This window comes from Kitasatospora dryopteridis, assembly GCF_050749075.1.
Taxonomy (GTDB): Bacteria; Actinomycetota; Actinomycetes; order Streptomycetales; family Streptomycetaceae; genus Kitasatospora.
Genome location: NZ_CP192749.1, coordinates 4,391,395 through 4,413,025, shown reverse-complemented (window position 1 = coordinate 4,413,025; position 21,631 = coordinate 4,391,395). Strand labels below are relative to the sequence as shown.

Genomic DNA, 21,631 nt, shown 5'->3' with positions numbered 1-21,631 from the left:
CTGTCAGTTTCTACCTTGGAGGAACCTTGGAGTTCGACGTCCTGATCGAGATCCCGAAGGGCTCGCGCAACAAGTACGAGGTCGACCACGAGACCGGTCGCCTGCGTCTCGACCGGATGCTCTTCACCTCGACCCGCTACCCGGCCGACTACGGCTACGTCGAGGGCACGCTCGGCGAGGACGGCGACCCGCTGGACGCGCTGGTCATCCTGGACGAGCCGACCTTCCCGGGCTGCCTGATCAAGTGCCGCGCCGTCGGCATGTTCCACATGACCGACGAGGCCGGCGGCGACGACAAGCTGCTCTGCGTCCCGGCGACCGACCCGCGCTGGGAGCACCTGCGGGACATCCACCACGTCTCGGAGTTCGACCGCCTGGAGATCCAGCACTTCTTCGAGGTCTACAAGGACCTGGAGCCCGGCAAGTCGGTCGAGGGTGCCAACTGGGTGGGCCGCGTCGAGGCCGAGGCCGAGATCGAGGCCTCGATCAAGCGCCTGGAGGAAAAGGGCGGCCACTGAGCCGTCCCTCCCCTCGGTCGTCCGAGGTGACGAGGGCCGGGGCGAGCAGGTGTGCTCGCCCCGGCCCTCGTGCGTGCGCGCGGGCGCCCGCGCCCGGCGGGCGGGCGGCGCCGGCGGCGTGCGGCCGCCCGGGTGCCGTCAGCCCGCGTCGTCCAGCCGGAAGCCGACCTTCAGCCCGACCTGGTAGTGCTCGATCCGGCCGTCCGCGAGGTGCCCCCGGACCTGCGTCACCTCGAACCAGTCGAGGTTGCGGAGGGTGCGGGAGGCCCGCTCGATGCCGTTGCGGATCGCCGCGTCGATGCCCTCGGGCGAGGAGCCGACGATCTCGGTGACTCGGTAGACGTGGTCGGTCATGGCGCATCTCCCAGCGGTGGTGTGGCGAGGGTGGTGTGACGGGCCCTCGTCCACCGTGCCGCAGGACGCCGTGGCCCGCGCGCCGAGCCGCCGCCCGGGGGACCCGGCCGGCGGGTGCCCCGGGAGCCGCCGCGCCCGGACGCGGATGCGTCAGAAGGCGGCGCGCACCTCGCCGACCACCGTGCCGCCGCCGTGCAGCGGCTCGGCACCGATCCGGGCCAGCACCTCGTCCTCCACGCCCAGCCGGCGCAGTGCCGCGGCGAGCACCGGGCCGCGGGCGCGCTCGGCGCCGTCCTCGATCTTGAAGGCGAGGGCCCGGCCGTCGGCCAGGGCGACCACCTGGACGGCCTCGGCGCCCATCTTCGACAGCGCACCGGGCACCGCGCGCATCAGCCAGGTGTCGGCGCGGCGGGTGCCGGCCACGTACTCCGGGTGGGCGCGCATGGCGTCGGCGACGCGGCGCTGCGGGGTGCCGGGCTCGGCGAGCACCAGGGCGCGGTAGCCGCGGGCCAGGCCGGTCAGCGAGACGGCGAGCAGCGGGGCGCCGCAGCCGTCGGTGCCGACGTGTGCGGCCGGTTCGCCGGTGGCCTCCTCCAGGGCCTCGCGGGCCAGCCGCTGGATGGGGTGGGCGGCGTCGAGGTAGTCGGCGGTGTCCCAGCCGTTGGCGGCGCAGGCGGCCAGCCAGCCGGCGTGCTTGCCGGAGCAGTCCATGAGGATCGGGGCGGCGGCGCCGCCGGAGCGCAGCAGCAGCTCGGCCTCGACCCGGTCGAGCGGGAGGTCGGCCGGGGTGAGCAGGTCGGCCTCGGTGAGCCCGGCGCCGGCCAGCACAGCGCGGACGGCGTCCCGGTGGAACTCCTCGGCGGAGTGGCTGGAGGCGGCCAGGGCGAGCAGCTCGCCGTCGAGGGCGAGGCCGGCCCGGAGGGTGGCGACCGCCTGGAAGGGCTTGGCGGTGGAGCGGGGGAAGACCGCTGCCTCGGGCGAGCCGAGGGCGTACTCGACGCTGCCGTCGGCGGCGAGCAGGACGAGGGAGCCGCGGTGGCGGCCCTCGGTGAAGCCGGAGCGTATGACTTCGGCGAGGGCGGGCAGGGCGGACTGCGGCATGCGGGTACTCCTGACGGCTGTGCACTGGGTGAGGGTGGCCCGGCCGCCGCCCGCTCCTCAGCCCCCTGTGAGCAGGTCGTCGACCCGTGCTTCCCCCTCACGGTACCTGCGGGTGATTTCGGCACTGCAGTCGTCCGCCGTCCGCTGCAGCCGCTGGCGCCGGCCGGAGACCTCGCGCTCGTGCCGGGCGAGCCGCTCGACGGCCGCCAGCAGGGCCGACGTGGGGTGCGCAGCGAGGTCGGCGAGCCGGACGTCCCCCATGAGCGCGTCGGCCTCCCGCCGGTACTGCTCGCCGCGCGGCGGGCCCAGGGTGACGTGCCGGGCCGGGCGCCGGACGGAGGACGGCGCGTCGGCCAGGATGGCCGGCAGCCGGTCGACCAGGTCCGCGGGGACGGGCGGGGCGGGCTGGTGCGGCACCCGGCGGCCGGCCAGTTCGGCCCGCAGGATGTCCATCCGGCCCTGCAGCAGGCGCCGGAGGTACGAGAGGTCGGCCTCCTGTTCCTGCGCGTCCCGCCGGAGCGTCCGTAGCCGGTCGAGGCCCAGCCCGCCGATGTCGCTCGCGTCCATCCACCACCTGCCGAAGTTCCTGCGCCGTGTGCGGCCCGAACAGAGCACGCCCGCAGCCCCCGGGGAGTTCCCGGCGGGGCCCGGTGCCACCCGCTCGGGCTAGCCGCGCGGCCGGGGAGCCGGTCCGTTCGAACGTGCCGCGTCCCGAGTGGGCCCACCGACAGCGTGCCACCCCGGCGGGTGGCCGCGCACCGCCCGGCACCCGAACGGCCCCCCTGGCGAACCGCCATGGCTGGTACGACAATTGGCGGCTGCTCGCTGACCTGCGCCGACACTGGCGCACGCGCGCACGACCCGGCGCGCGCCGGGCCTGTGTGCGCCTCCGGCAGAATGGCGGCATGCGAGCAGTGGTGCAGCGGGTGTCGGAGGCCGCCGTCCGGGTGGACGGCGAGTGCGTGGGTGCGATCGACGGGCCGGGGCTGTGCGTCCTGGTCGGCGTGATGCACGAGGACACCCCGGCGAAGGCGGCCCAACTGGCCCGCAAGCTGTGGACGCTGCGGCTGTTCGAGGGCACCCCCGAGCGCTCCTGCGAGGAGCTGGGCGCACCGCTGCTGGTGATCAGTCAGTTCACGCTGTACGGCGACGCCCGCAAGGGCCGCCGGCCCACCTGGAACGCCGCGGCGCCCGGCCCGGTCGCCGAGCCGCTGGTGGACGCGGTGGTGGCCGAGCTGCGGGCGCTGGGCGCCAAGGTGGAGACCGGGCGGTTCGGGGCGGACATGAAGGTGTCGCTGGTGAACGACGGACCGTTCACCGTGCTGCTGGAGATCTGAGGCCGGCCGCGGGCTACTGCGGCACGATCACGTCCTGGGTGCCGGGCACGCCGTCGGCCACCAGCACCGCGTCGACCGGCACGTTCCGCTTGACCAGCGCCATCGCGATCGGGCCGAGCTCCCAGTGCCGGGCCGAGGAGGTCACGAAGCCGAGCACCCGACCGTCCTCGCCGTCCGAGGCCAACCGGACCTCGGCGCCGTGCGGCGGCAGCTTCTCCTCGGTGCCGTCCAGGTGCAGGAAGACCAGGCGGCGGGGCGGGCGGCCGAGGTTGTGCACCCGGGCGACCGTCTCCTGGCCGCGGTAGCAGCCCTTCTGCAGGTGGACGGCGGTGGCCAGCCAGTCGACCTCGTGCGGGATGGTGCGGTGGTCGGTCTCGAAGCCGAGCCGGGGCCGGTGCCCCTCGATCCGCAGCGCCTCGTACGCCCAGACGCCGGCCGCCGGGCCGTAACCGGCCGTCAGCTTCTCCAGCTCCGCCCGCGGGAGGAACAGGTCGCGCCCGTAGGGGAGTTCGCGGACGGCGGCGGCGCCGTCGGCACTGGCGGCGGAGCCGGCCGGCAGGTGCACCACGGCGAAGTCGGCGGTCGCGTCGGCGATCTCCACCCGGTAGAAGAACTTCATGCTCTCCAGGTAGGCAAGCAGTGCGGGGGCGGTGCCGGGCTCGACGTGCAGCCAGGTGGTGGTGCCGTCGTCGACCAGGTAGAGGGCGTGCTCGACGTGCCCGTGCGGGGAGAGGATCAGCGCGTCCGCGGCCTGCTGCGGGGGCAGCGCACTGACGTGCTGGGTCAGCAGCAGGTGCAGCCAGGAGAGGCGGTCGGCACCGCCGACGGTGACCACCCCGCGGTGCGAGAGGTCGACGAAGCCGCGGCCGGCGGCGAGCTCGCGCTGTTCGCGGAAGAAGTCGCCGTAGTGGGCGGCGACGCCCTCGTCGGGCCCCTCGGCGGGGACGGCACCGGGCAGGTCCAGCAGCGGGCTCTTGGTTCCGGTCATACCGGCCAGCTTACGACTGCTCGGCGCGGCGCTTTTCGGTGCAGTCGGCGCAGCGGCCGAAGATCGCGAAGTGCTTGAGGTCGGTGTCGAAGCCGTGCTGGGCGCGCAGGCTGTCGATCAGCGGCGCGGCGATCGCGGTGTCCGTCTCGGTGACCTTGTCGCAGTCCCGGCAGACCAGGTGGAGGTGGCTGTGGCGGCCCGCCAGGTGGTACGTCGGGGCGCCGTGGCCGAGGTGGGCGTGCGAGACCAGGCCGAGCTCCTCCAGCAGCTCCAGCGTCCGGTAGACGGTGGAGATGTTGACCCCGCTGGCGGTCTTGCGGACGTGGCCGAGGATCTCGTCCGGGGTGGCGTGGTCCAGCACGTCGACGGCCTCCAGGACGAGCTGGCGCTGGGGGGTCAGCCGGTAGCCGCGCTGCCGCAGGTCGCTCTTCCAGTCGGTGGGGGTGTCGGTGTTCGCCACGTTAGGTCCCTGCCCGGTTCGAGGTGATGGGACAAGTGTAGGGACCGACCGTACGGCCGGTCCCTACGTCGTGCGGCCTGCGCCGTGCGGGGGCGGCCCCGCGGCGGTCAGCGGAAGAAGGCGATGCCGTCGTCCGGCAGGTCGTTGATGTCCTTGATCAGCTGGGCGGGGCTGAGCACCTTCCGCAGCTGGGCGGACATGTACGGCCGCAGCGGAACCTCGGGGGCGGCCTTCTCGCCGACCCAGAGCAGCTCCTCCTTGACCATGCCGTACAGGCGCTTGCCGCCGGTGTACGGTGCGGCACCCTCGATCCGGGCGACCGCATCGGTGGCGAGGTCGATCTGCGGCTTGCCGTCGTGCAGCTTGCCGTACCAGACCTCGACCGTGCCGTCGTCGCGGACGGACGAGACCTCGATCTCGCGCTCGCCGGAGGTGCCGTGCTGGTTGCTGGTGATCCGCCAGAAGGCGTGCTCGTTCTCCAGCGGGCGGACCTTCTCGCCCTGCTCGTCCAGCACCCAGGTGCGGGAGCGGAACTCCAGGAACGGGCGCCCGTCGTGCCGGAAGACGACCTCCTGGCCGAAGTTGCACTTCTCGGTACCCGGGAAGTCGTAGACGCCGGCGCCCTCCCAGGTGCCCAGGAGGAAGGCCAGCGGGACGACGTCACGGTGGAGGTCTGAGGGGATCTCGATCATTTTCCTGCTGCTGTCGTCGGAGTCGGCCCGTTCCACAAGAACAGGCCCTGGACCCAACGGTACGGCAGTCCGGGCAGCGTCAGCGCTGGCCCTGGTACAGCTTCATCACGGAGAAGATGGCGAACCAGGTGATCAGCACGGCCATCAGAGCGAGCAGGCTGTCGAAGAAGATTTCCAGACCGGACACGAGGCGCTCCATTGCGGGCGGGCGGACAGATAGACGAAGGACGTCGCGAGTCTATCGGCCGCCCTCCGGCCGGTCTCGGTGAGCCCCGCCACGCCGTCGATAGTCTGGGCGGCATGTCGAAGAAGCTGGTCATCAAGGTCACGGCCGGGGCGGACGCGCCGGAGCGCTGCTCGCAGGCGTTCACGGTGGCGGCGGTCGCCGTCGCCAGCGGCGTGGAGGTCTCGCTCTGGCTGACCGGGGAGTCGTCCTGGTTCGCGCTGCCGGGGCGGGCGGCGGAGTTCGAGCTGCCGCACGCGGCGCCGCTGCCGGAGCTGCTGGAGTCGGTGCTCGCGGCGGGCACGGTGACGCTGTGCACCCAGTGCGCGGCGCGCCGGGACATCACGGAGAAGGACACCGTGAAGGGTGTCCGCATCGCGGGCGCCCAGGTCTTCCTGAGCGAGATCATGCAGGACGGGGTGCAGGCGCTGGTCTACTGACGGAGCTCGCGGGCCGCTCTACTGACGGGGCTCGTGGTCGGGGCGGTCCCGGTCGTGGCCGGGCCTGTTCCAGCCGGGGTCGTCCCAGCGCGGGTCGTTCCACCAGTCGTCGTCCGGGTCGCGCTTGTTGGCGAACACCGCGGCGAGCGGCGGGATGACCATGGCGAACAGGCACATCCCGACCGCGGCCGGGACGGACCAGAGGCGCACGACGCCCCAGGCCAGGACGAACATGCCGAGGCAGACGCCCATCATCACGAAGTAGCGGACGTGCCGCTGGTGTGCCTGCACGTCTCCAGGGTATGGCTGTGGCCCCCTGCACGGCAGGGGGCCACAGCACCGGTCTCCGGAGGTCAGACCGCGATCGCGACCTCGGTGAACTCGCCCTGGGCGGCGACGACCTGGCGGTCGACGGTCGCGCCCGGCACCAGTGCACGCAGCGTCCACTTGCCCGGACGGGCGAAGAAGCGGAACTGCCCGGTGGCCGAGGTGGGCACCTCGGCGGTGAACTCGCCGCCCTCGTCGAGCAGTCGGACGTAGCCGTTGACCGGCTCGCCGTCGCGGGTCACCGAACCCTGGATGATGGTCTCGCTTGCCACGTCAACTCCTGCCAGGTCCGGGCCGCCGGCCTTCGCACCGCACATGTCTTGTCTTCCCTTCCTACGGTTCCAGCCGGGGCTCAGTTGGAGCCGAGCTCGATCGGCACGCCGACGAGGCTGCCGTACTCGGTCCAGGAGCCGTCGTAGTTCTTCACGTTCGGCTGGTCCAGCAGCTCGTGCAGGACGAACCAGGTGAGCGCGGAGCGCTCGCCGATGCGGCAGTAGGCGATGGTGTCCTTGGCCAGGTCCACGCCCTCCTCCTGGTAGAGCGCGCGCAGCTCGTCGTCGCTCTTGAAGGTGCCGTCGTCGTTGGCGTTCTTGGCCCACGGGATGTTCTTGGCGCTCGGCACGTGGCCCGGGCGCTGCGACTGCTCCTGCGGAAGGTGGGCCGGGGCGAGCAGCTTGCCGGAGAACTCGTCGGGCGAGCGCACGTCGACCAGGTTGAGGTTGCCGATCGCGCTGATCACGTCGTCGCGGAAGGCGCGGATCGAGCTGTCGGCGGCCTGCGCCTTGTACTCGGTGACGGCGCGCTCGGGCACCTCGACGACCAGCTCGCGGGAGTCCAGCTCCCACTTCTTGCGGCCGCCGTCGAGCAGGCGGACGTCGCCGTGGCCGTACAGCTTGAAGTACCAGTAGGCGTACGAGGCGAACCAGTTGTTGTTGCCGCCGTAGAGCACCACGGTCTGGTCGTTGGCGATGCCCTTGGCGCTGAGCAGCGCCTCGAAGCCGGCCTGGTCGATGAAGTCGCGGCGCACCGGGTCCTGGAGGTCCTTCTTCCAGTCGATGCGGACGGCGTTGCGGATGTGGTTCTTCTCGTAGGCGGAGGTGTCCTCGTCGACCTCGACGATGACGACCTGCGGGTCGTCCAGGCGGGCCTGGACCCAGTCGGCGTCGACCAGGACGTCGCTGCGGCTCATGGTGATGTCTCCATCCGGGGGCGGTTTGCGGAAGGCTGCTGGGGGTGCTCGAAGGGCCCGGTTCCGAATAGGTGTCCACAGTTCGGACACTGCAGGTCATGGGCCTGTCGTGCGGTTCGGGTCATGGGCGCCGGGGAGCCGTCGGCTCGGGAGCGGGCCGTACGGGGCCCGGCATGCGGGGCGGGCGGGGCCTGACGGGCTGGTCAGAGCTGCCCGGTCAGCGCATTCGACACAGGCAGGTGGACACGCGGCACAGGTCTACCGCCCGCCGCTTCGTGAGATCCGCCTGTCGCTTCATGTCGACGATGCTAGGGACCCGGAACGCCCGCTGTCATCAGCGTGTCAAATAATGAGACCGAATGGCCCGAATACTGGGATTTGCCGATTTGCCGCCGCCGCGGCCAGCGAGAACGCGGCCCCGGCGCACGCACGGAACGGCCCCGGACGGCCGCTCGGACGCCGGGGCTGGACAGTGCGTCTCGCAGAGCGGGACGATCGGAGGGGCGGGAAGGGGTCGGCCGGAGTGTCGATCAGCCGATCACGCGGACGTTGTCGCCCTGGAAGGTGAGCTGCAGGCCGTCCGGCTGCGGCACCGCACCCGCGAGGTTCAGCCCCGCCGGCAGCTCGGTCAGGGTGAAGCTGCGCGCGCCGAGCTTCCCGGCCAGCGGGCCGTTCAGCAGCGAACCCATGCCGGTCAGCTTGAAGCCGTCCGCGGTGATGGTGTTGCCCTTGCTGTGCACGTCGCCCTGGCCGATCGAGACGCCCATCAGCGAGGCCTTGATCTTGCCGGGGCCGCCGTAGGAGAGCTCCAGGCGGTCGGCGCCCGGCACACCGGAGGCCGGTGCCGCCAGCCGCGCCGCATCGGCATAACTGATCAGACCGGTGCCGGTGCCGTGCCGCACGGTGGCGCTGCGGTAGTCGTCGCCGACCGCCACACCGGACAGCCGGGCACTGAACGAGCGCAGCGCCACCTGCTCGTTGCCGTTGCCCACCGTCATGCCCTCGCCGGAGAGCCGCACGTCGTCGAACTCCCGGGCGAGGGCCTGGGTCAGGAAGGGGAAACCGTCGATGTGCACGGTGGGCCGCTGCGACATCCGGCCGCTGCCGGCCAGCTTGTCGGCCGCCTCGTCCTCGGCGACCCCCGCGGCTATCCGGTCCGCACCGGCCAGCAGGCCTGCCAGGGCCGCCAGGCCGATCGTGAACTTCAGCCAGCCGCGCATCTCTCTCCCCGATGGTCGCTCCGTGTCGCCGTGCCGTTCGGAGACCTACGACGATCGGCCGACCCCTGCGGTTCCTGGGCGCCGGCCGGGCTCAGCCGCCGGCGAAGGGCGGCAGGACCTCCACGGTGCCGCCCTCGGTCAGCAGCACCCCGGCGCGGTCGCGCGTGCCGACCTGCTCGCCGTCCACCAGGAACGAGCAGTGCCCGAGCACCTGGAGCAGCCGCGGGCGGTCGGCGTGGCGCTCGTGCACCGCGGCCAGCGCCTCGGCGAGCGTGGCGGCCTCGTACGGCTCCTCGGCGGTGCCGGCCTCCGCCTTGGCGGCGGCCCAGTAGCGGATCGTCCCGGTCACCCGCACGGCCTCCGGAACCACTCCCCGGGGTGAAGCTGCGGCGGTGGTGCCCATGGCAAGCCCTCCTCGTCGTCCTCGCCCGGTGCAGCGGCCCGGCTCCGTCCGCCGGCCCGCCCACGCCACAGGTGTACACGTACGGTGCGGCCGGTGCGCTGCCCCCATGATGGCCCGACGGCCCGTCCGGGCGGTAACGGTGCAGTTCGGCCGGGCGGAATGCGGGCCTCCGAACGCCCCGGGGGCGCGCGCCGTGTGGCCCACCACTCCCGTACGCCCCTCCCGGAGCGGGGTGTGGTCGGCTATTCTCGACGCGTAAGGGATCCGGGCAGAGTCGCCCCCGGGTCCTTTTGTGCTTTCAGGACGCCAGTACGGACGTTCTTGCGAACGGCGCACCACCCGCGCCGGGAGCGGGAACACCCCGAGGACAGCGGCACAACGGAGTGCGCGTGGTCCGACGGGGCGTCAGGACCGGCGCCGGGCCCCCGCCCGGCGCGGGAGCAGACCGGAAGGTTCGCGGATGGGCAGGGCAGGAACGGTACGCCAGGGGTTGCGGGACCTCTGCCGTGCGCCCCGCTGTGCCGTGCGCGCCCACGAATCCGCCGGAACGACTCCCCGACGCCTTGCGAGCACACCCTCCACCTCCACCGCTCCCGCGTCCGCCGGCCGTGACCGCAGGCGTGGTGCGACCGCGACGACCCGGAAAGGGGACTACCGGGTATGAGTTCTCTCCTCCTGCTGACCAACGCCCTGCAGCCGTCCGCCGAAGTACTGCCCGCGCTCGGGCTGCTGCTGCACAACGTCCGGGTCGCCCCGGCCGAGGGATCGGCCCTGGTCGACACCCCCAGCGCCGACGTCATCCTGGTCGACGGGCGGCGCGACCTGCCGCAGATCCGCAGCCTCTGCCAGCTGCTGCGCTCCACCGGCATCGGCTGCCCGCTCGTCCTGATCGTCACCGAGGGCGGCCTGGCCGCCGTCACCGCCGAGTGGGGCATCGACGACGTCCTGCTGGACACCGCGGGGCCGGCCGAGGTCGAGGCCCGGCTCCGGCTCGCCATGGGCCGGCTCCAGGTCACCGCCGACGACAGCCCTATGGAGATCCGCAACGGCGACCTGTCCGTCGACGAGGCGACCTACTCGGCCAAGCTCAAGGGCCGGGTGCTGGACCTCACCTTCAAGGAGTTCGAACTCCTGAAGTACCTCGCGCAGCATCCCGGCCGGGTCTTCACCCGCGCCCAGCTGCTGCAGGAGGTGTGGGGCTACGACTACTTCGGCGGCACCCGGACGGTCGACGTCCACGTCCGGCGGCTGCGGGCCAAGCTCGGCGTCGAGCACGAGCAGCTGATCGGCACCGTGCGCAACGTCGGCTACCGCTTCGTCGTTCCGGAGAAGCCCGAGAAGGGCGAGCGGCACGGCGCCGAGCAGCGCTCCGCCGCCGTCCAGGAGGTCTGACGACCGGTGCCGGGCGGTCGGCCCTGCGGGGCCGGCCGCCCGGCTTGTCCGGATAGGGGCGGGTACCGGCACGACCGACCGGCCGGTACGTGAGACTCCTCCTACCGTCGACCTGCCACCCGCGTAGACTCCCTCCGTGGCCAAGGTGACGCGCGACGATGTAGCCCGACTGGCTGGGACCTCGACCGCGGTCGTCAGCTACGTGATCAACAACGGACCCCGCCCGGTCGCCCCGGCGACCCGCGAGAAGGTCCTCGCGGCGATCGAGCAGCTCGGCTACCGGCCGAACAGCGTCGCCCAGGCGATGGCCTCGCGCCGCACCAACCTGATCGGCATGGTCGTCCCCGACGCCCGGCAGCCCTTCTTCGCCGAGATGGCGCACGCCGTGGAACGGGCCGCCTCCGAGCGCGGCAAGCTCGTCCTGATCGGCAACTCCGACTACGTCGACGACCGCGAGGTCCACTACGTCCGGGCCTTCCTCGGCATGCGGGTGGCCGGTCTGATCCTGGTCAGCCAGGGCCCCTCGCAGCGCGCCGCCGAGGAGTTCGCGGCGATGGAGGGCGCCAAGGTCGTGCTGCTGCACCGCCGGCCCGAGGCCATCGACGACGTCGCCGTGGTCACCGACGACGTCGGCGGCTCCGAGCTCGCCGTCCGCCACCTGCTGGAGGTGCACGGCCACCCGTACGTGGTCTGCTTCGGCGGCCCGGTCGAGTCCCCCGCGCCCGGCGACCCGGTCATCGACCACGTCGAGGGCTGGCAGCGCGCCATGTCCGCGCACGGCCTGCCGACCGAGCAGCACCTGGTCGACGCCCCCTTCCACCGGTACGGCGCCTACGAGGTCGCGCTGGAGCTGCTGCGCTCGCCCGACCGACCGCCGGCGATCTTCTGCTCCACCGACGACCAGGCGATCGGCGTGCTGCGGGCCGCCCGCGAGGTCGGCCTGCGGGTGCCCGAGGACCTCGCCGTCGCCGGCTTCGACGACGTGCCCGAGGCCGCCCTCGCCGACCCGCCGCTGACCACCGTCGCCTCCGACCGCGACGCCATGGCCCGCGCCGCCGTCGACCTGGTGCTCGACGACTCGCTGATGGTGCCCGGATCGGACACCGAGCGGGTGCGGAAGTTCGAATCGCGCCTGGTCGTGCGGCGTTCCTGCGGCTGCTCCGGCGAGGAGCCCGCGCCCACTGCCTGACCAGGCTTTATGAGAACCTGACGGGCTTCTCGGAGCGTTCTGAGCGCGTTCTCATCAACCGTTCATGCGGCGGGCGGAACGTGGTTGCCATGAGCGACCAGTACCGCAGCAGCGACGACCCGTACCGCACCTCCGACGGCCACCTGGTGTGGCCCTCCGCCCACCCCGGGCAGCCGGCCCATCCGCCGACCGCGCACCTCGCCGACGCACAGCAGGCCACGGGGTACGGGCCGGCCCCGTCGCCGCCGACGGGCAGGCTCCGCCGTACGCCGCGGCCTTCGCGGACGCCCCCGAGCCGCCCACCCCGCCCGAGGGCCCCGGCGCGGTGCCCCCGGCGTCCTCCTCCGGCGCGCACGCCCGCCGCGGTTTCCTGCGCGGACGGCTCGCCCTGGCCGCGGCCGTCGCCGTCGGCGCGGCCCTGCTCGGCGGGGTCGTCGGCGGCGCCGTCGCCCGGGCCGGGGACGGCGGGAGCAGCGCCTCCAGCACCCTGGTCTCCCCGGTCGCCGCGAAGTCCGACGGCACCGCCGACGTCACCGCGATCGCCGGCGCGGTCTCCCCCAGCGTCGTCCAGATCACCGTCAAGGACGGCAGCGGCACCGCCACCGGCACCGGCGTCGTCCTCACCGCGAACGGCCAGATCCTCACCAACTACCACGTGATCGCCGGCGCCGTGGACGGCGGACAGGCCACCGTCACCTTCCAGAACGGCAGAACGGCCCAGGCCACCGTCACCGGCACCGACAAGTCGCTGGACGTCGCCGTGATCACCGCCTCCGGCGTCAGCGGCCTCACCCCGGCCGTCCTCGGCGACTCCGCCACCGTCCGGGTCGGCGACCCTGTCGTCGCCATCGGCAACCCGGAGGGCCTCACCGGCACCGTCACCTCCGGCATCATCAGCGCCGAGAACCGCGAGGTCACCGTCCAGGTCGACGAGGACTCCACCAGCGGCAACGGCGGCTTCGGCTTCCCCAGGCTGCCCGGCCTGGAAGGTCGGTCCGGCACCTCCGGCGACTCCGCCACCTACAAGGCCCTGCAGACCGACGCCGCACTCAACCCGGGCAACTCCGGCGGCCCGCTGATCAACGCCGGCGGCCAGGTCATCGGCATCAACTCCGCGATGTACTCGGCGAGCGGCTCCAACTCCACCGCCGACTCCAGCACCGCGGGCAGCGTCGGCCTCGGCTTCGCCATCCCGATCGACGACGTCAAGCAGGTCCTGCCGAAGATGCAGTCCGGCCAGAACCTGTAACCGCACACTCCCACGGGAAAGCACCTCCCGCAGGACAATGGCAGCACCCCCACGACACCGCCCCCACGAAAGCCAGAAAGGGCCCGAGCCCATGACGCCCCCCGCCGACGACCGCATCCCCGCCGAGCCCGTGGGCAGCAGCACCGCCCGGCTCCTGGTGGTCGACGACGAGCCCGCCCTGCGGGACGCCCTGGAGAGCAGCCTCGCCTTCGAGGGCTACGAGGTCACCACCGCCACCGACGGCTTCGAGGCCCTGGAGGCGGTCGAGCGCGACAAGCCCGACCTGGTCCTGCTCGACATCATGATGCCGCGGATGGACGGCCTCACCGCGGTGCGCCGGATGCGCTCCCGCGGCGACACCGCCCCGGTGCTCATGCTCACCGCCCGGGACGCCGTCGGCGACCGCGTCACCGGCCTCGACGTCGGTGCCGACGACTACCTCGCCAAGCCCTTCGAGCTCGACGAACTCCTCGCCCGGGTCCGCGCCCTGCTCCGCCGCAGCGCCCTCGCCAGCGAGGCCGCCGCCCGCGCCGCCTCCGCCGAGGACGAGGGCGAGGTGCTCGCCTTCGCCGACCTGCGGATGAACACCGCCACCCGCGAGGTCACCCGGGCCGGCCGGCCGATCGAACTCACCCGCACCGAGTTCATGCTGCTGGAGATGTTCCTCTCCCACCCGCGGCAGGTGCTGACCCGGGAGCAGATCCTCAAGGCCGTCTGGGGCTTCGACTTCGAGCCGTCCTCCAACTCGCTCGACGTCTACGTCATGTACCTGCGGCGGAAGACCGAGCAGGGCGGCATGCCCCGGCTCATCCAGACCGTGCGCGGCGTCGGCTACGCGCTGCGGCCCGCCAGCGGCGCGGCGGCGTGAAGGCGGTCGGCCGGCTCACTGGGTGGTTCCGCGGCCGATCACTGCGGAGCCGGCTGGCCGTACTCACCGCAGCCGCCGTCGCGGTGGCCATCGCCCTGTCCGCCCTGGCCTGCTGGTTCCTCGTCAGGGACCGGCTCTACCAGCAGGTGCGGAACAACCTCCGCAACGCGCCACCGGTGCTGGTCGGCCCGCAGCAGCGGCTCATCGCGTGCGGGGACGACGCCCGGACCGCGCTGGAGCGGGCCGCCACGGCCGCTGCGGCCGATCCCGAAAACCGCCGCAACCCCCAGCCCAACCGGTGGGACGTCCAACTGATCGCCGCCGACGGCTCGATCTGCTTCCCGCTCTCCAGCGAACGGGCGATCAAGACCAGTCCCTCGGACCTGTCCGTGCTCGGCACCCACGGCACGACCTTCCGCGACGGCGAGTATCTGGACGGCTCCCCCGCCATGGTGCGGCGCTCCTCCGTGACCCTCACCGTCGACGGGGTCACCGGCCAGTACGTGCAGCTGGTCGCCGAGGGAGTCAGCGACGTCCAGGACTCGCTGCGCGAACTCGCCTTCATCCTGATCGGCGTCGCCGCGGGCGGTGTGGTGCTGGCCGGGGTCGCCGGGCGGATCGTGGCCAGGTCGGCGCTCAAGCCGGTCGACCGGCTGAGCGACGCGGTGGAGCACATCGCCCGTACCGAGGAGGTCGGCACCACCATCCCCGTCCACGGCAAGGACGAGATCGCCCGGCTGTCCACCTCGTTCAACTCGATGTCCACCGCGCTGCTCAACTCCCGCGAGCGGCAGACCCGGCTGATCGCCGACGCCGGGCACGAGCTCCGCACCCCGCTGACCTCGCTGCGCACCAACGTCGACCTGCTGATCCGCAGCGACGAGACCGGGCGCCCGCTGCCGGCGGACACCCGCACCCGGCTGCTCGGCAACATGAAGGCCCAGATGCAGGAACTGACCCTGCTGATCGGCGACCTGCTGCAGCTGTCCCGCCCGGACTCGCCGAAGCCCGGTCAGAACCTCGCCGTGGTCGCCCTGCACGAGATCGCCGGGCGGGCGGTGGAGCGGGCCCGGCTGCGCGGGCCCGGCCTGGTCTTCAACCTCGCCGTCCACCCCTGGTACGTGCACGGGGACGCGGCGGCGCTGGAGCGGGCGGTGATCAACCTGCTGGACAACGCGGTGAAGTACAGCCCGCCCGGCGGCGCCGTGGACGTGTCGTTGATAGACGGCCGGCTGACCGTCCGCGACCACGGCCCTGGCATCCCGCAGGACGAGCTGCAGTACGTCTTCGACCGGTTCTGGCGCTCGCCGTCCTCGCGGCAGTTGCCCGGCTCCGGGCTGGGGCTGTCGATCGTGGCGCAGACCGTCCGGGACACCGGCGGCGAGGTGGCCCTCGGCCCCGCGGCGGACGGCGGCCCGGGGGCGCTGGCGAGCGTCGTCCTGCCCGGGCAGCCCGACCGCCCTGAGTGACCGGGCAGCCCGACCGCCCCGGAGTGACCGGGGAACGGCGAAGGGCGGGACACCCCCTCAGGTGCCCCGCCCTCCGCGGCTCGTGCCGGCGGTGCGTCAGTCCTTGTCGGTGCCGGGGCCGACCAGGGTGATCCGGTCGCGGGCCGGGACGGCCAGCGGCGCGGAGGCCGAGCTGTTGGCGGCCAGGTAGGCGTTGAACAGCTCCAGGTCGGCCGGGCCGACCAGGGTGTTGGTGCCCGCGGCGAAGGCCGGGAAGCCGTCGCCGCCGCCCGCCAGGAACTCGTTGGCGGCGACCCGGTAGGAGGCGGCCGGGTCGATCGCGGTGCCGTTGAGCTTGACCGAGGAGACGACCACGCGGGCGGCGCCGGTCTTGGTCATGTCCAGGGTGTAGGTGAAGCCCTTGGAGACCTGCAGGATCTTCGGCGCAGCGTCGTTCGGGCCGCTGACCTGCTGCTGGAGCAGCTGGACGATCTGGGCACCGGTGAGCGTCTTGACCTGCATCATGTTGGTGAACGGCTGGACGGTGAACGCCTCGCCGTAGGTCACCACGCCGTCGCCCTCGGCCGCGGAGGCCTTGTAGACCAGGTCCGAGCGGATGCCGCCCGGGTTCATGAAGGCGATCTGGGCGCCGCCCTTGTCGGCGGGCGCCATGCCGGCCAGCTGGGCGTCGGCGATGACGTCGCCGAGCGGCTTCTCGAGGTCGGCGGAGCCGCGGCCGTTGATGTCGGCCGAGATGTAGCCGATCGGGCGGTTGGCGATCGGGGCGGCCAGCTTGTTGTAGCCGTCGATCAGCTTGGTCATGTCCGGCGCCTTGGCGACGGTGCGGCGCACCACGTGGTTGGCGGCGGTGACCGACGGGCGGACGATCGCGCCCGAGCGCTTGTCGATCTGCAGGTTGATCTCGGTGTACAGGCGCCCGAAGGAGGCGGCGCTGGTGACCGAGCGCGGCACGCCGTTCTTGTCCGGGATGGCGCAGGCGTACGCGTTGTGGGTGTGGCCGGTGACGATCGCACCGACCGCGGGGTCGATGTTCTTCGCGATGTCGACGATCGGGCCCGAGACGCCGGAGCCGCCCGCGCCGCAGTCGTAGTTGTACGTGGTCGACGCCGGGAAGCCGCCCTCGTGGATCAGCGCGACGATCGCGTTGACGCCCTTGCGCTTGAGCTGGGCCGCGTACTTGTTGATGGTCTCGACCTCGTCGCCGAACTTCAGGCCCTTGACGCCCGCGGCGGTGACGATGTTCGGCGTGCCCTCCAGGGTGACGCCGATGAAGCCGACCTTCTCGCCGTGCACATTGGCGATCCAGTACGGGTCGAGGATCGGGCGGCCGGTCTTCTCGTTGGTGACGTTGGCGGCCAGGTACTCGAACTCGGCGCCCTTGAACTTGCGGCCCTTGGTGTAGCAGCCGTCGGTCGGATGGCAGCCGCCGTTCTGCAGGCGGAGCAGTTCCTTGGCGCCCTCGTCGAACTCGTGGTTGCCGACGCTGGTGACGTCCAGGCCGAGCTTGTTCATCGCCTCGACGGTCGGCTCGTCGTGGAACAGGCCCGAGAGGAGCGGGCTGGCGCCGACGATGTCGCCGGCGGCGACGGTGAGGGTGTTGCGGTGGCCCTTGCGGGCCTCGCGCAGGGCGGTGGCCAGGTACTCGACGCCGCCGGCCGGGGTGGAGACGACCTGCCCGGTCGCCGGGTCGACCTCCTTGATGGTGCCGGAGGAGCCCGCCGGGGGCTCCAGGTTGCCGTGGAAGTCGTTGATGGCGAGGAGCTGGAGGTCCTCGACCTTCGGCTTGTGGTGGCCGTGCGCCTCGGCGACGCTCGGCACGAACAGCGTGCCGACGAGGCCGGCGGCCGCCGCGGCGGCGAGCGCCGTCCGGCGGTATCTGCCGGTCCGACCGGATGTGGACATGAGGGTACCCCCGCACCGTCTGGGGCCCGGCGACGCCGGGGCCATTGTGCATGACCAGTGAAGCCTAGAGTCAACGCGCGTAGCTGTCAGGTCCTCTGACGTAACGGGAGGGTTTCCTGCTGCTGACGGGATGTTGATCGGCGGTACTCGGGTGCTCTGTCGCCCGCATGGAGAACGGGTCGCGCACCCGACCCGCGGGCGTGACGCCCGGCGGCCGGGGTGCGGTGGGCCCCGGCGGCCGGATCAGATCAGCGGCTCGGCGGCCAGTTGCTGTTCGGCGCGCTGGCGTTCGGCGACGGCGTCCTCGGTCATGGCGCGGTCGGTGTAGACGAGCGGCCGCTCGGCCTCGGTGATGATGTGCTTCACCACCTGGACGTTGCCGTTGACGTCCCAGACGGCGATGCCGGGGGAGAGGGTCGGGATGATCTCCACCGCCCATCTGGGCAGGCCCAGCACCCGGCCGGTGGCTCTCGCCTCCTCGGCCTTCTGCATGTAGACGGTACGGGTGGAGGCCATCTTCAGGATCGCCGAGGCCTCCCTGGCGGCCGCGCCGTCCACCACGTCGGAGAGGTGGTGGACGACCGCCACGAAGGACAGGCCGAGCCGGCGGCCGAACTTCAGCAGCCGCTGGAAGAGCTGTGCGACGAACGGGCTGTTGATGATGTGCCAGGCCTCTTCCACCAGGAAGATCCGCTTCACCCGGTCCGGCCGCAGCCAGGTGTGCTCCAGCCACACGCCGACGATCGCCATCAGGATCGGCATCGCGATGGAGTTCCGGTCGATGTGCGACAGGTCGAAGACGATCAGCGGCGCGTCCAGGTCGATGCCGGCCGTGGTCGGCCCGTCGAACATGCCGCGCAGGTCGCCGTCGACCAGCCGGTCCAGCACCAGGGCGACGTCCAGGCCCCAGGACTGCACGTCGCCGACGCCGACCCCGAGCGACTCCACCGAGGACAGGTCGGGGTTGCGCAGGGTGGTGATGATGTCGTCCAGCACGGGCTGGCGGTCCTTCACCGTGGCGTGCACATGGGCGTGCGCGGCCTTCAGCGCGAAGCCGGCCCGCTCCTCCAGCGCCCGCCCCATCGCCACCTCGATGATGGTGCGCAGCAGCGACAGCTGGCCGGTGGTGGTGATCGACGGGTCGAGCGGGTTGAGCTTCACGCCGCCGTCGCGGGCCGCCATCGGGTCGAGCCGGATCGACTTTATGCCCAGCGCGTTGGCGATCAGGTTCCACTCGCCGACGCCGTCCTCGCCCTGCGCGTCCAGCACCACGACCTGCCGGTCACGGAAGCGCAGCTGGCGCAGCACGTACGTCTTCTCCAGCGCCGACTTGCCGTTGCCGGACTCGCCGAGGACCAGCCAGTGCGGGGCCGGCAGCTGCTGGCCGTACAGCTGGAACGGGTCGTAGACGTAGCCCTTGCCGCTGTACACCTCGCGGCCGATGATCACGCCGGAGTCGCCCAGGCCGGGCGCCGCCGTCGGCAGGTAGACCGCCTGGGCCTGGCCGGTGGACGTGCGCACGGGCAGGCGGGTGGTCTCCACCTTGCCGAACATCAGGCTGGTGAAGGCGTCGGTGAGGTTGCCGATCACGGTGTCCCCTCCCTCAGCGGCGGATGCCGGTCGCGAACGGCAGCGTGTTGACGAACGCCCGGTGGTGCTCGCGGTCGCACCACTCCAGCTTGAGGTAGCTCTTGCCGGCCGAGGCGCGGATGGTCCGCTTGTCCCGGGCCAGCGCCTCGGGGCTGCGGGCCGAGACCGTGATGTACCCGACCAGGTTGACGCCGGCCGCGCCGGAGGCGAGGTCGTCGCCGCGCTGGTCGACACGGCCGGTGTGGGCCAGGTCGCGCGGGTCGACGGTGCGGTTCATCTTGGCGGCGCGGTTGGCCTCCGCCTCGTCGTTGGTCTTCTCGGTGAGCATCCGCTCGATGGCCACGTCGGTCGGCTCCAGGTCCATGGTGACGGCCACCGTGCGGATCACGTCCGGGGTGTGCACCAGCAGCGGCGCCAGGAAGTTCACGCCGACCGGGGTCAGCGGCCACTCCTTGACCCAGGCCGTGGCGTGGCACCAGGGCTCGCGGGTCGCCGACTCCCGGGTCTTCGCCGCCAGGTACTGCGGGTGCGTGGCGTCCAGCTCGGCCGGCCAGGCGTTGCGCCGGCTCATCGCCTGGATGTGGTCGATCTGGTGGTCCGGGTCGTACATCGAGTGCACCAGCGAGGCCAGCCGGGCCTGGCCCAGCGGCTGGCGGACCCGGATGTCCGCCTCGGCCAGCCGGGCGCAGATGTCGGTGAGCTCACGGGCCATCACCGTCGCCAGGCCCTCGTCGTCGCGCTGCCGCCGCCCGTCGGCCGTACGGCCCATCGCGTGCGCCTCGGCCGCCAGGTCGCGGGTGTAGTGCATGCAGGCGACCAGGTACGCCCGGTGCTGCTCCGAGGAGGTCGACACCATCGACTGCAGCTGGTCGTACGACTCCTGGAGCCAGCGCGGCGCCTCGTGGTCGCCGCGGCGCTCCACGTCCTTGGCGTGCGCGTCCGGGTCGGCGGGCAGCGTCCTGGCCAGCATCTGCAGCCGGGTCACGAAGCCGTCGCCGTTGGCCACGTGCTTGAGCAGGGTGCCGAACCGGTCGACCAGTGCCTCCTGGTCCTCCGAGTCGCGCAGGCCGACGCCCGGGCCCTCGATCTCAATCGCGGCGGTGACGGTGCGGCGCTCCAGGTGCATCAGCACGCCGACCTCGTCCGGCCCGAACGGCGCGGACAGCCAGCGCAGCCGGCCGACGCCGGGCGGCGGGCCGACCTCCACCTCACGGCCGTCCAGCCGGGTGCCGGCGTCGATCACGTCGGACTTCCAGACCGCCCGGCCGCTGCGCACGGTGCGCCGGTAGGTGCGGTTGATCTCCACCCACTTGTAGAAGGTGCGGCGGCGGTACGGCACGTACACGGCCATGATCGCCAGCAGCGGGAGGCCCACCAGGCCGGCGATCCGCAGCGGCAGGATCGGCATCAGCAGACCCCACATCATGCCGAGGAAGGCGCCGAAGATGATCAGCACGATCTCGCCGGACTCCCGGTTGCGCCCGATCGGCGCGTTCGGCCGGGACTTGCCGATCAGATAGGTGCGGCGCTGGTGCACGTACGGCTGGGCGTACTGGGCGCCGAACTGGCCGAGCGGTTCGCTGCTCACCCGTCACCCTCCCTTCGTGGGGTTGCTGGCCGGAGCCGGGGGCTGGGGCGGGCGGCCCGGGGGTGCGGCCGGCGTGCGCGGCGATGCCGGGCGCCACCGAACCGCCGCCCGAACCGGACGAGGCGTTGGCGGTCTGCGGGCCGCCGCGCGACCCGTGCGCGGAGATGCCCTGCTTCACCAGGTTCGCCGGGCCGTTGATCATCGCCGATCCGGCCGACACCGCACTCGCCCGGGCCCGGTGCATCTGCTGCAGCTCGTCGCCGAAGCCCGGCACGAAGCGGTAGACGGCGGTGCTGGCGAAGATCGACAGGAAGAGGATGGCCAGCCCGGACAGCACCCGGGCGAAGTCGTCGTTCGCCCCGGCCCCGGTGGCGACCGCGCCGGCCAGGCCCAGGATGATCACGATGATCGGCTTGGCCAGGTCCACCGCCAGCATCAGGCCGGCCCAGCGGCGGACGTGCTTCCACAGCTGCTTGTCGACCAGCCCCGCGTAGACGGCCGTGCCGAGCAGCGCACCCACGTAGAGCATCGCCGCCCGGATCAGCAGCTCGATCCAGAGCACCGCCGCGGCGAGCACCGCCACCAGCGACACGATGATCAGGATCAGCGGGCCGCCGCCGAGGGTGCCCTTCTCCAGGGTGTCCGCGAAGCCGCCCAGGTAGGTGCCGGTGTCCGACTTGGTGCCGGCCGAGATCGCCGCCGTCAGGCCGTCCGTGGCGGAGACCACCGTGTAGAGGATCAGCGGGGTGAACGCCGAGGCCACCACCGTCAGCCAGAGGAAGCCGATCGCCTCCGAGATCGCCTGGCCCAGCGGGGCCCCGCGGACCGCCCGCTTGGTCACCGCCAGCAGCCACAGCACCAGCGTGATGATGGTCGAACCGGCGAAGACCACCGCGTACTGCTGCAGGAAGGCGGCGTTGGTGAAGTCCACCTGCGTGGTGCCGTCGATCGCCCCGGACAGCTTGCGCACCACCCAGGCGGCCGCCTGCGCACACCCCTTGGCCAACGACCCGAGCGGGTCGGTCGCCGTTCCGACGGCTCCGGTACCGGGGATGACGGTCGCGTCCGGCGGCGGGCAGAGTTTGTTGCCACCGAGCCAGTCGGCGCCGCCCTGGCCCGTACAGGCCGACGG

Annotated in this window: 23 protein-coding genes; 8 read left to right on the top strand and 15 right to left on the bottom strand. The window is 72.5% G+C overall.

All coding sequences use genetic code 11. The features are described 5' to 3' along the window. Positions 1 to 26: 26 nt before the first annotated feature. The gene (locus ACQ614_RS20150; RefSeq protein WP_431679898.1) at positions 27 to 518 is read left to right on the top strand and encodes an inorganic diphosphatase; all 492 of its coding nucleotides are present in this window, start codon (positions 27 to 29) and stop codon (positions 516 to 518) included. 138 nt (positions 519 to 656) lie between these two features. Here the strand turns inward: ACQ614_RS20150 and ACQ614_RS20145 are convergent, their stop codons facing one another. The 3 genes from ACQ614_RS20145 to ACQ614_RS20135 form a co-directional block, all read right to left on the bottom strand. Then, positions 657 to 872: a dodecin gene (locus ACQ614_RS20145; RefSeq protein ID WP_363488585.1), complete on the bottom strand. Its 216-nt coding sequence runs from the start codon at positions 870 to 872 to the stop codon at positions 657 to 659. A 150-nt stretch (positions 873 to 1,022) separates the two neighbouring features. Beyond that, positions 1,023 to 1,973, bottom strand: coding sequence for an asparaginase (locus ACQ614_RS20140; protein WP_431679897.1), 951 nt, complete (start codon positions 1,971 to 1,973; stop codon positions 1,023 to 1,025). Between the two features lie 57 nt (positions 1,974 to 2,030). Next, the gene (locus ACQ614_RS20135) at positions 2,031 to 2,540 is read right to left on the bottom strand and encodes an ABC transporter substrate-binding protein (protein WP_431679896.1); all 510 of its coding nucleotides are present in this window, start codon (positions 2,538 to 2,540) and stop codon (positions 2,031 to 2,033) included. 338 nt (positions 2,541 to 2,878) lie between these two features. On the opposite strand from ACQ614_RS20135, the gene dtd reads away from it, so the two are divergent. Beyond that, positions 2,879 to 3,310: a D-aminoacyl-tRNA deacylase gene (gene dtd, locus ACQ614_RS20130; RefSeq protein ID WP_431679895.1), complete on the top strand. Its 432-nt coding sequence runs from the start codon at positions 2,879 to 2,881 to the stop codon at positions 3,308 to 3,310. Positions 3,311 to 3,323: 13 nt separating this feature from the next. Here the strand turns inward: dtd and ACQ614_RS20125 are convergent, their stop codons facing one another. The 3 genes from ACQ614_RS20125 to ACQ614_RS20115 all read right to left on the bottom strand — a co-directional run bounded on the left by ACQ614_RS20125 (position 3,324) and on the right by ACQ614_RS20115 (position 5,450). Next, positions 3,324 to 4,298 (bottom strand): YgfZ/GcvT domain-containing protein, encoded by a 975-nt coding sequence (locus ACQ614_RS20125; RefSeq protein ID WP_431679894.1) that lies wholly within the window; start codon positions 4,296 to 4,298, stop codon positions 3,324 to 3,326. A gap of 10 nt (positions 4,299 to 4,308) precedes the next feature. Then, positions 4,309 to 4,758: a Fur family transcriptional regulator gene (locus ACQ614_RS20120; protein ID WP_431679893.1), complete on the bottom strand. Its 450-nt coding sequence runs from the start codon at positions 4,756 to 4,758 to the stop codon at positions 4,309 to 4,311. A 107-nt stretch (positions 4,759 to 4,865) separates the two neighbouring features. Then, positions 4,866 to 5,450 carry an FABP family protein gene (locus tag ACQ614_RS20115; RefSeq protein WP_363488573.1) on the bottom strand — a complete coding sequence of 195 codons (585 nt, stop codon included), beginning with the start codon at positions 5,448 to 5,450 and terminating at the stop codon, positions 4,866 to 4,868. Between the two features lie 300 nt (positions 5,451 to 5,750). Here ACQ614_RS20115 and ACQ614_RS20110 point away from each other — a divergent pair, with 300 nt between their 5' ends. Further along, positions 5,751 to 6,113, top strand: a complete 363-nt coding sequence (locus tag ACQ614_RS20110; RefSeq protein ID WP_431679892.1) for a DsrE family protein — start codon at positions 5,751 to 5,753, stop codon at positions 6,111 to 6,113. Between the two features lie 18 nt (positions 6,114 to 6,131). Here ACQ614_RS20110 and ACQ614_RS20105 read toward each other — a convergent pair whose 3' ends face one another. The 6 genes from ACQ614_RS20105 to ACQ614_RS20080 form a co-directional block, all read right to left on the bottom strand. Continuing rightward, positions 6,132 to 6,404 (bottom strand): DUF3099 domain-containing protein, encoded by a 273-nt coding sequence (locus ACQ614_RS20105; RefSeq protein WP_363488569.1) that lies wholly within the window; start codon positions 6,402 to 6,404, stop codon positions 6,132 to 6,134. Between the two features lie 62 nt (positions 6,405 to 6,466). Further along, a complete protein-coding gene (locus ACQ614_RS20100; RefSeq protein ID WP_095873619.1) occupies positions 6,467 to 6,757 on the bottom strand; it encodes a DUF1416 domain-containing protein in 291 nt (96 codons plus the stop codon). 35 nt (positions 6,758 to 6,792) lie between these two features. Beyond that, positions 6,793 to 7,629, bottom strand: a complete 837-nt coding sequence (locus tag ACQ614_RS20095) for a sulfurtransferase (protein ID WP_431679891.1) — start codon at positions 7,627 to 7,629, stop codon at positions 6,793 to 6,795. A 217-nt stretch (positions 7,630 to 7,846) separates the two neighbouring features. Then, on the bottom strand, positions 7,847 to 7,927 hold the full coding sequence (locus ACQ614_RS20090; protein ID WP_350637490.1) for a putative leader peptide: 81 nt from the start codon (positions 7,925 to 7,927) through the stop codon (positions 7,847 to 7,849). A 232-nt stretch (positions 7,928 to 8,159) separates the two neighbouring features. Continuing rightward, entirely contained in the window at positions 8,160 to 8,849 is a 690-nt protein-coding gene (locus ACQ614_RS20085; protein WP_431679890.1) for an LmeA family phospholipid-binding protein, read from the bottom strand. A 91-nt stretch (positions 8,850 to 8,940) separates the two neighbouring features. Then, the gene (locus ACQ614_RS20080; RefSeq protein WP_431679889.1) at positions 8,941 to 9,252 is read right to left on the bottom strand and encodes a MoaD/ThiS family protein; all 312 of its coding nucleotides are present in this window, start codon (positions 9,250 to 9,252) and stop codon (positions 8,941 to 8,943) included. Positions 9,253 to 9,912: 660 nt separating this feature from the next. Here ACQ614_RS20080 and ACQ614_RS20075 point away from each other — a divergent pair. From ACQ614_RS20075 to ACQ614_RS20055, 5 genes are all read left to right on the top strand, one after another. Next, the gene (locus tag ACQ614_RS20075; protein WP_363488561.1) at positions 9,913 to 10,644 is read left to right on the top strand and encodes a response regulator transcription factor; all 732 of its coding nucleotides are present in this window, start codon (positions 9,913 to 9,915) and stop codon (positions 10,642 to 10,644) included. Between the two features lie 136 nt (positions 10,645 to 10,780). After that, positions 10,781 to 11,833, top strand: coding sequence for a LacI family DNA-binding transcriptional regulator (locus ACQ614_RS20070; protein ID WP_363499612.1), 1,053 nt, complete (start codon positions 10,781 to 10,783; stop codon positions 11,831 to 11,833). 325 nt (positions 11,834 to 12,158) lie between these two features. After that, positions 12,159 to 13,082, top strand: coding sequence for a S1C family serine protease (locus ACQ614_RS20065; protein ID WP_431679888.1), 924 nt, complete (start codon positions 12,159 to 12,161; stop codon positions 13,080 to 13,082). A gap of 91 nt (positions 13,083 to 13,173) precedes the next feature. Next, complete coding sequence (locus tag ACQ614_RS20060; protein ID WP_431679887.1) at positions 13,174 to 13,950, top strand: response regulator transcription factor; 777 nt, start codon at positions 13,174 to 13,176, stop codon at positions 13,948 to 13,950. After that, the gene (locus tag ACQ614_RS20055; RefSeq protein WP_431679886.1) at positions 13,947 to 15,419 is read left to right on the top strand and encodes a sensor histidine kinase; all 1,473 of its coding nucleotides are present in this window, start codon (positions 13,947 to 13,949) and stop codon (positions 15,417 to 15,419) included. Before ACQ614_RS20060 ends, ACQ614_RS20055 begins: the two co-directional genes overlap by 4 nt. A gap of 96 nt (positions 15,420 to 15,515) precedes the next feature. Here ACQ614_RS20055 and ACQ614_RS20050 read toward each other — a convergent pair whose 3' ends face one another. From ACQ614_RS20050 to ACQ614_RS20040, 3 genes are all read right to left on the bottom strand, one after another. Then, the gene (locus tag ACQ614_RS20050; protein ID WP_431679885.1) at positions 15,516 to 17,321 is read right to left on the bottom strand and encodes a bifunctional metallophosphatase/5'-nucleotidase; all 1,806 of its coding nucleotides are present in this window, start codon (positions 17,319 to 17,321) and stop codon (positions 15,516 to 15,518) included. Between the two features lie 243 nt (positions 17,322 to 17,564). Continuing rightward, the gene (locus ACQ614_RS20045; RefSeq protein WP_431683972.1) at positions 17,565 to 18,875 is read right to left on the bottom strand and encodes an ATP-binding protein; all 1,311 of its coding nucleotides are present in this window, start codon (positions 18,873 to 18,875) and stop codon (positions 17,565 to 17,567) included. Positions 18,876 to 18,924: 49 nt separating this feature from the next. Further along, positions 18,925 to 20,448, bottom strand: coding sequence for an SCO6880 family protein (locus tag ACQ614_RS20040; RefSeq protein WP_431679884.1), 1,524 nt, complete (start codon positions 20,446 to 20,448; stop codon positions 18,925 to 18,927). Positions 20,449 to 21,631: the final 1,183 nt, after the last annotated feature.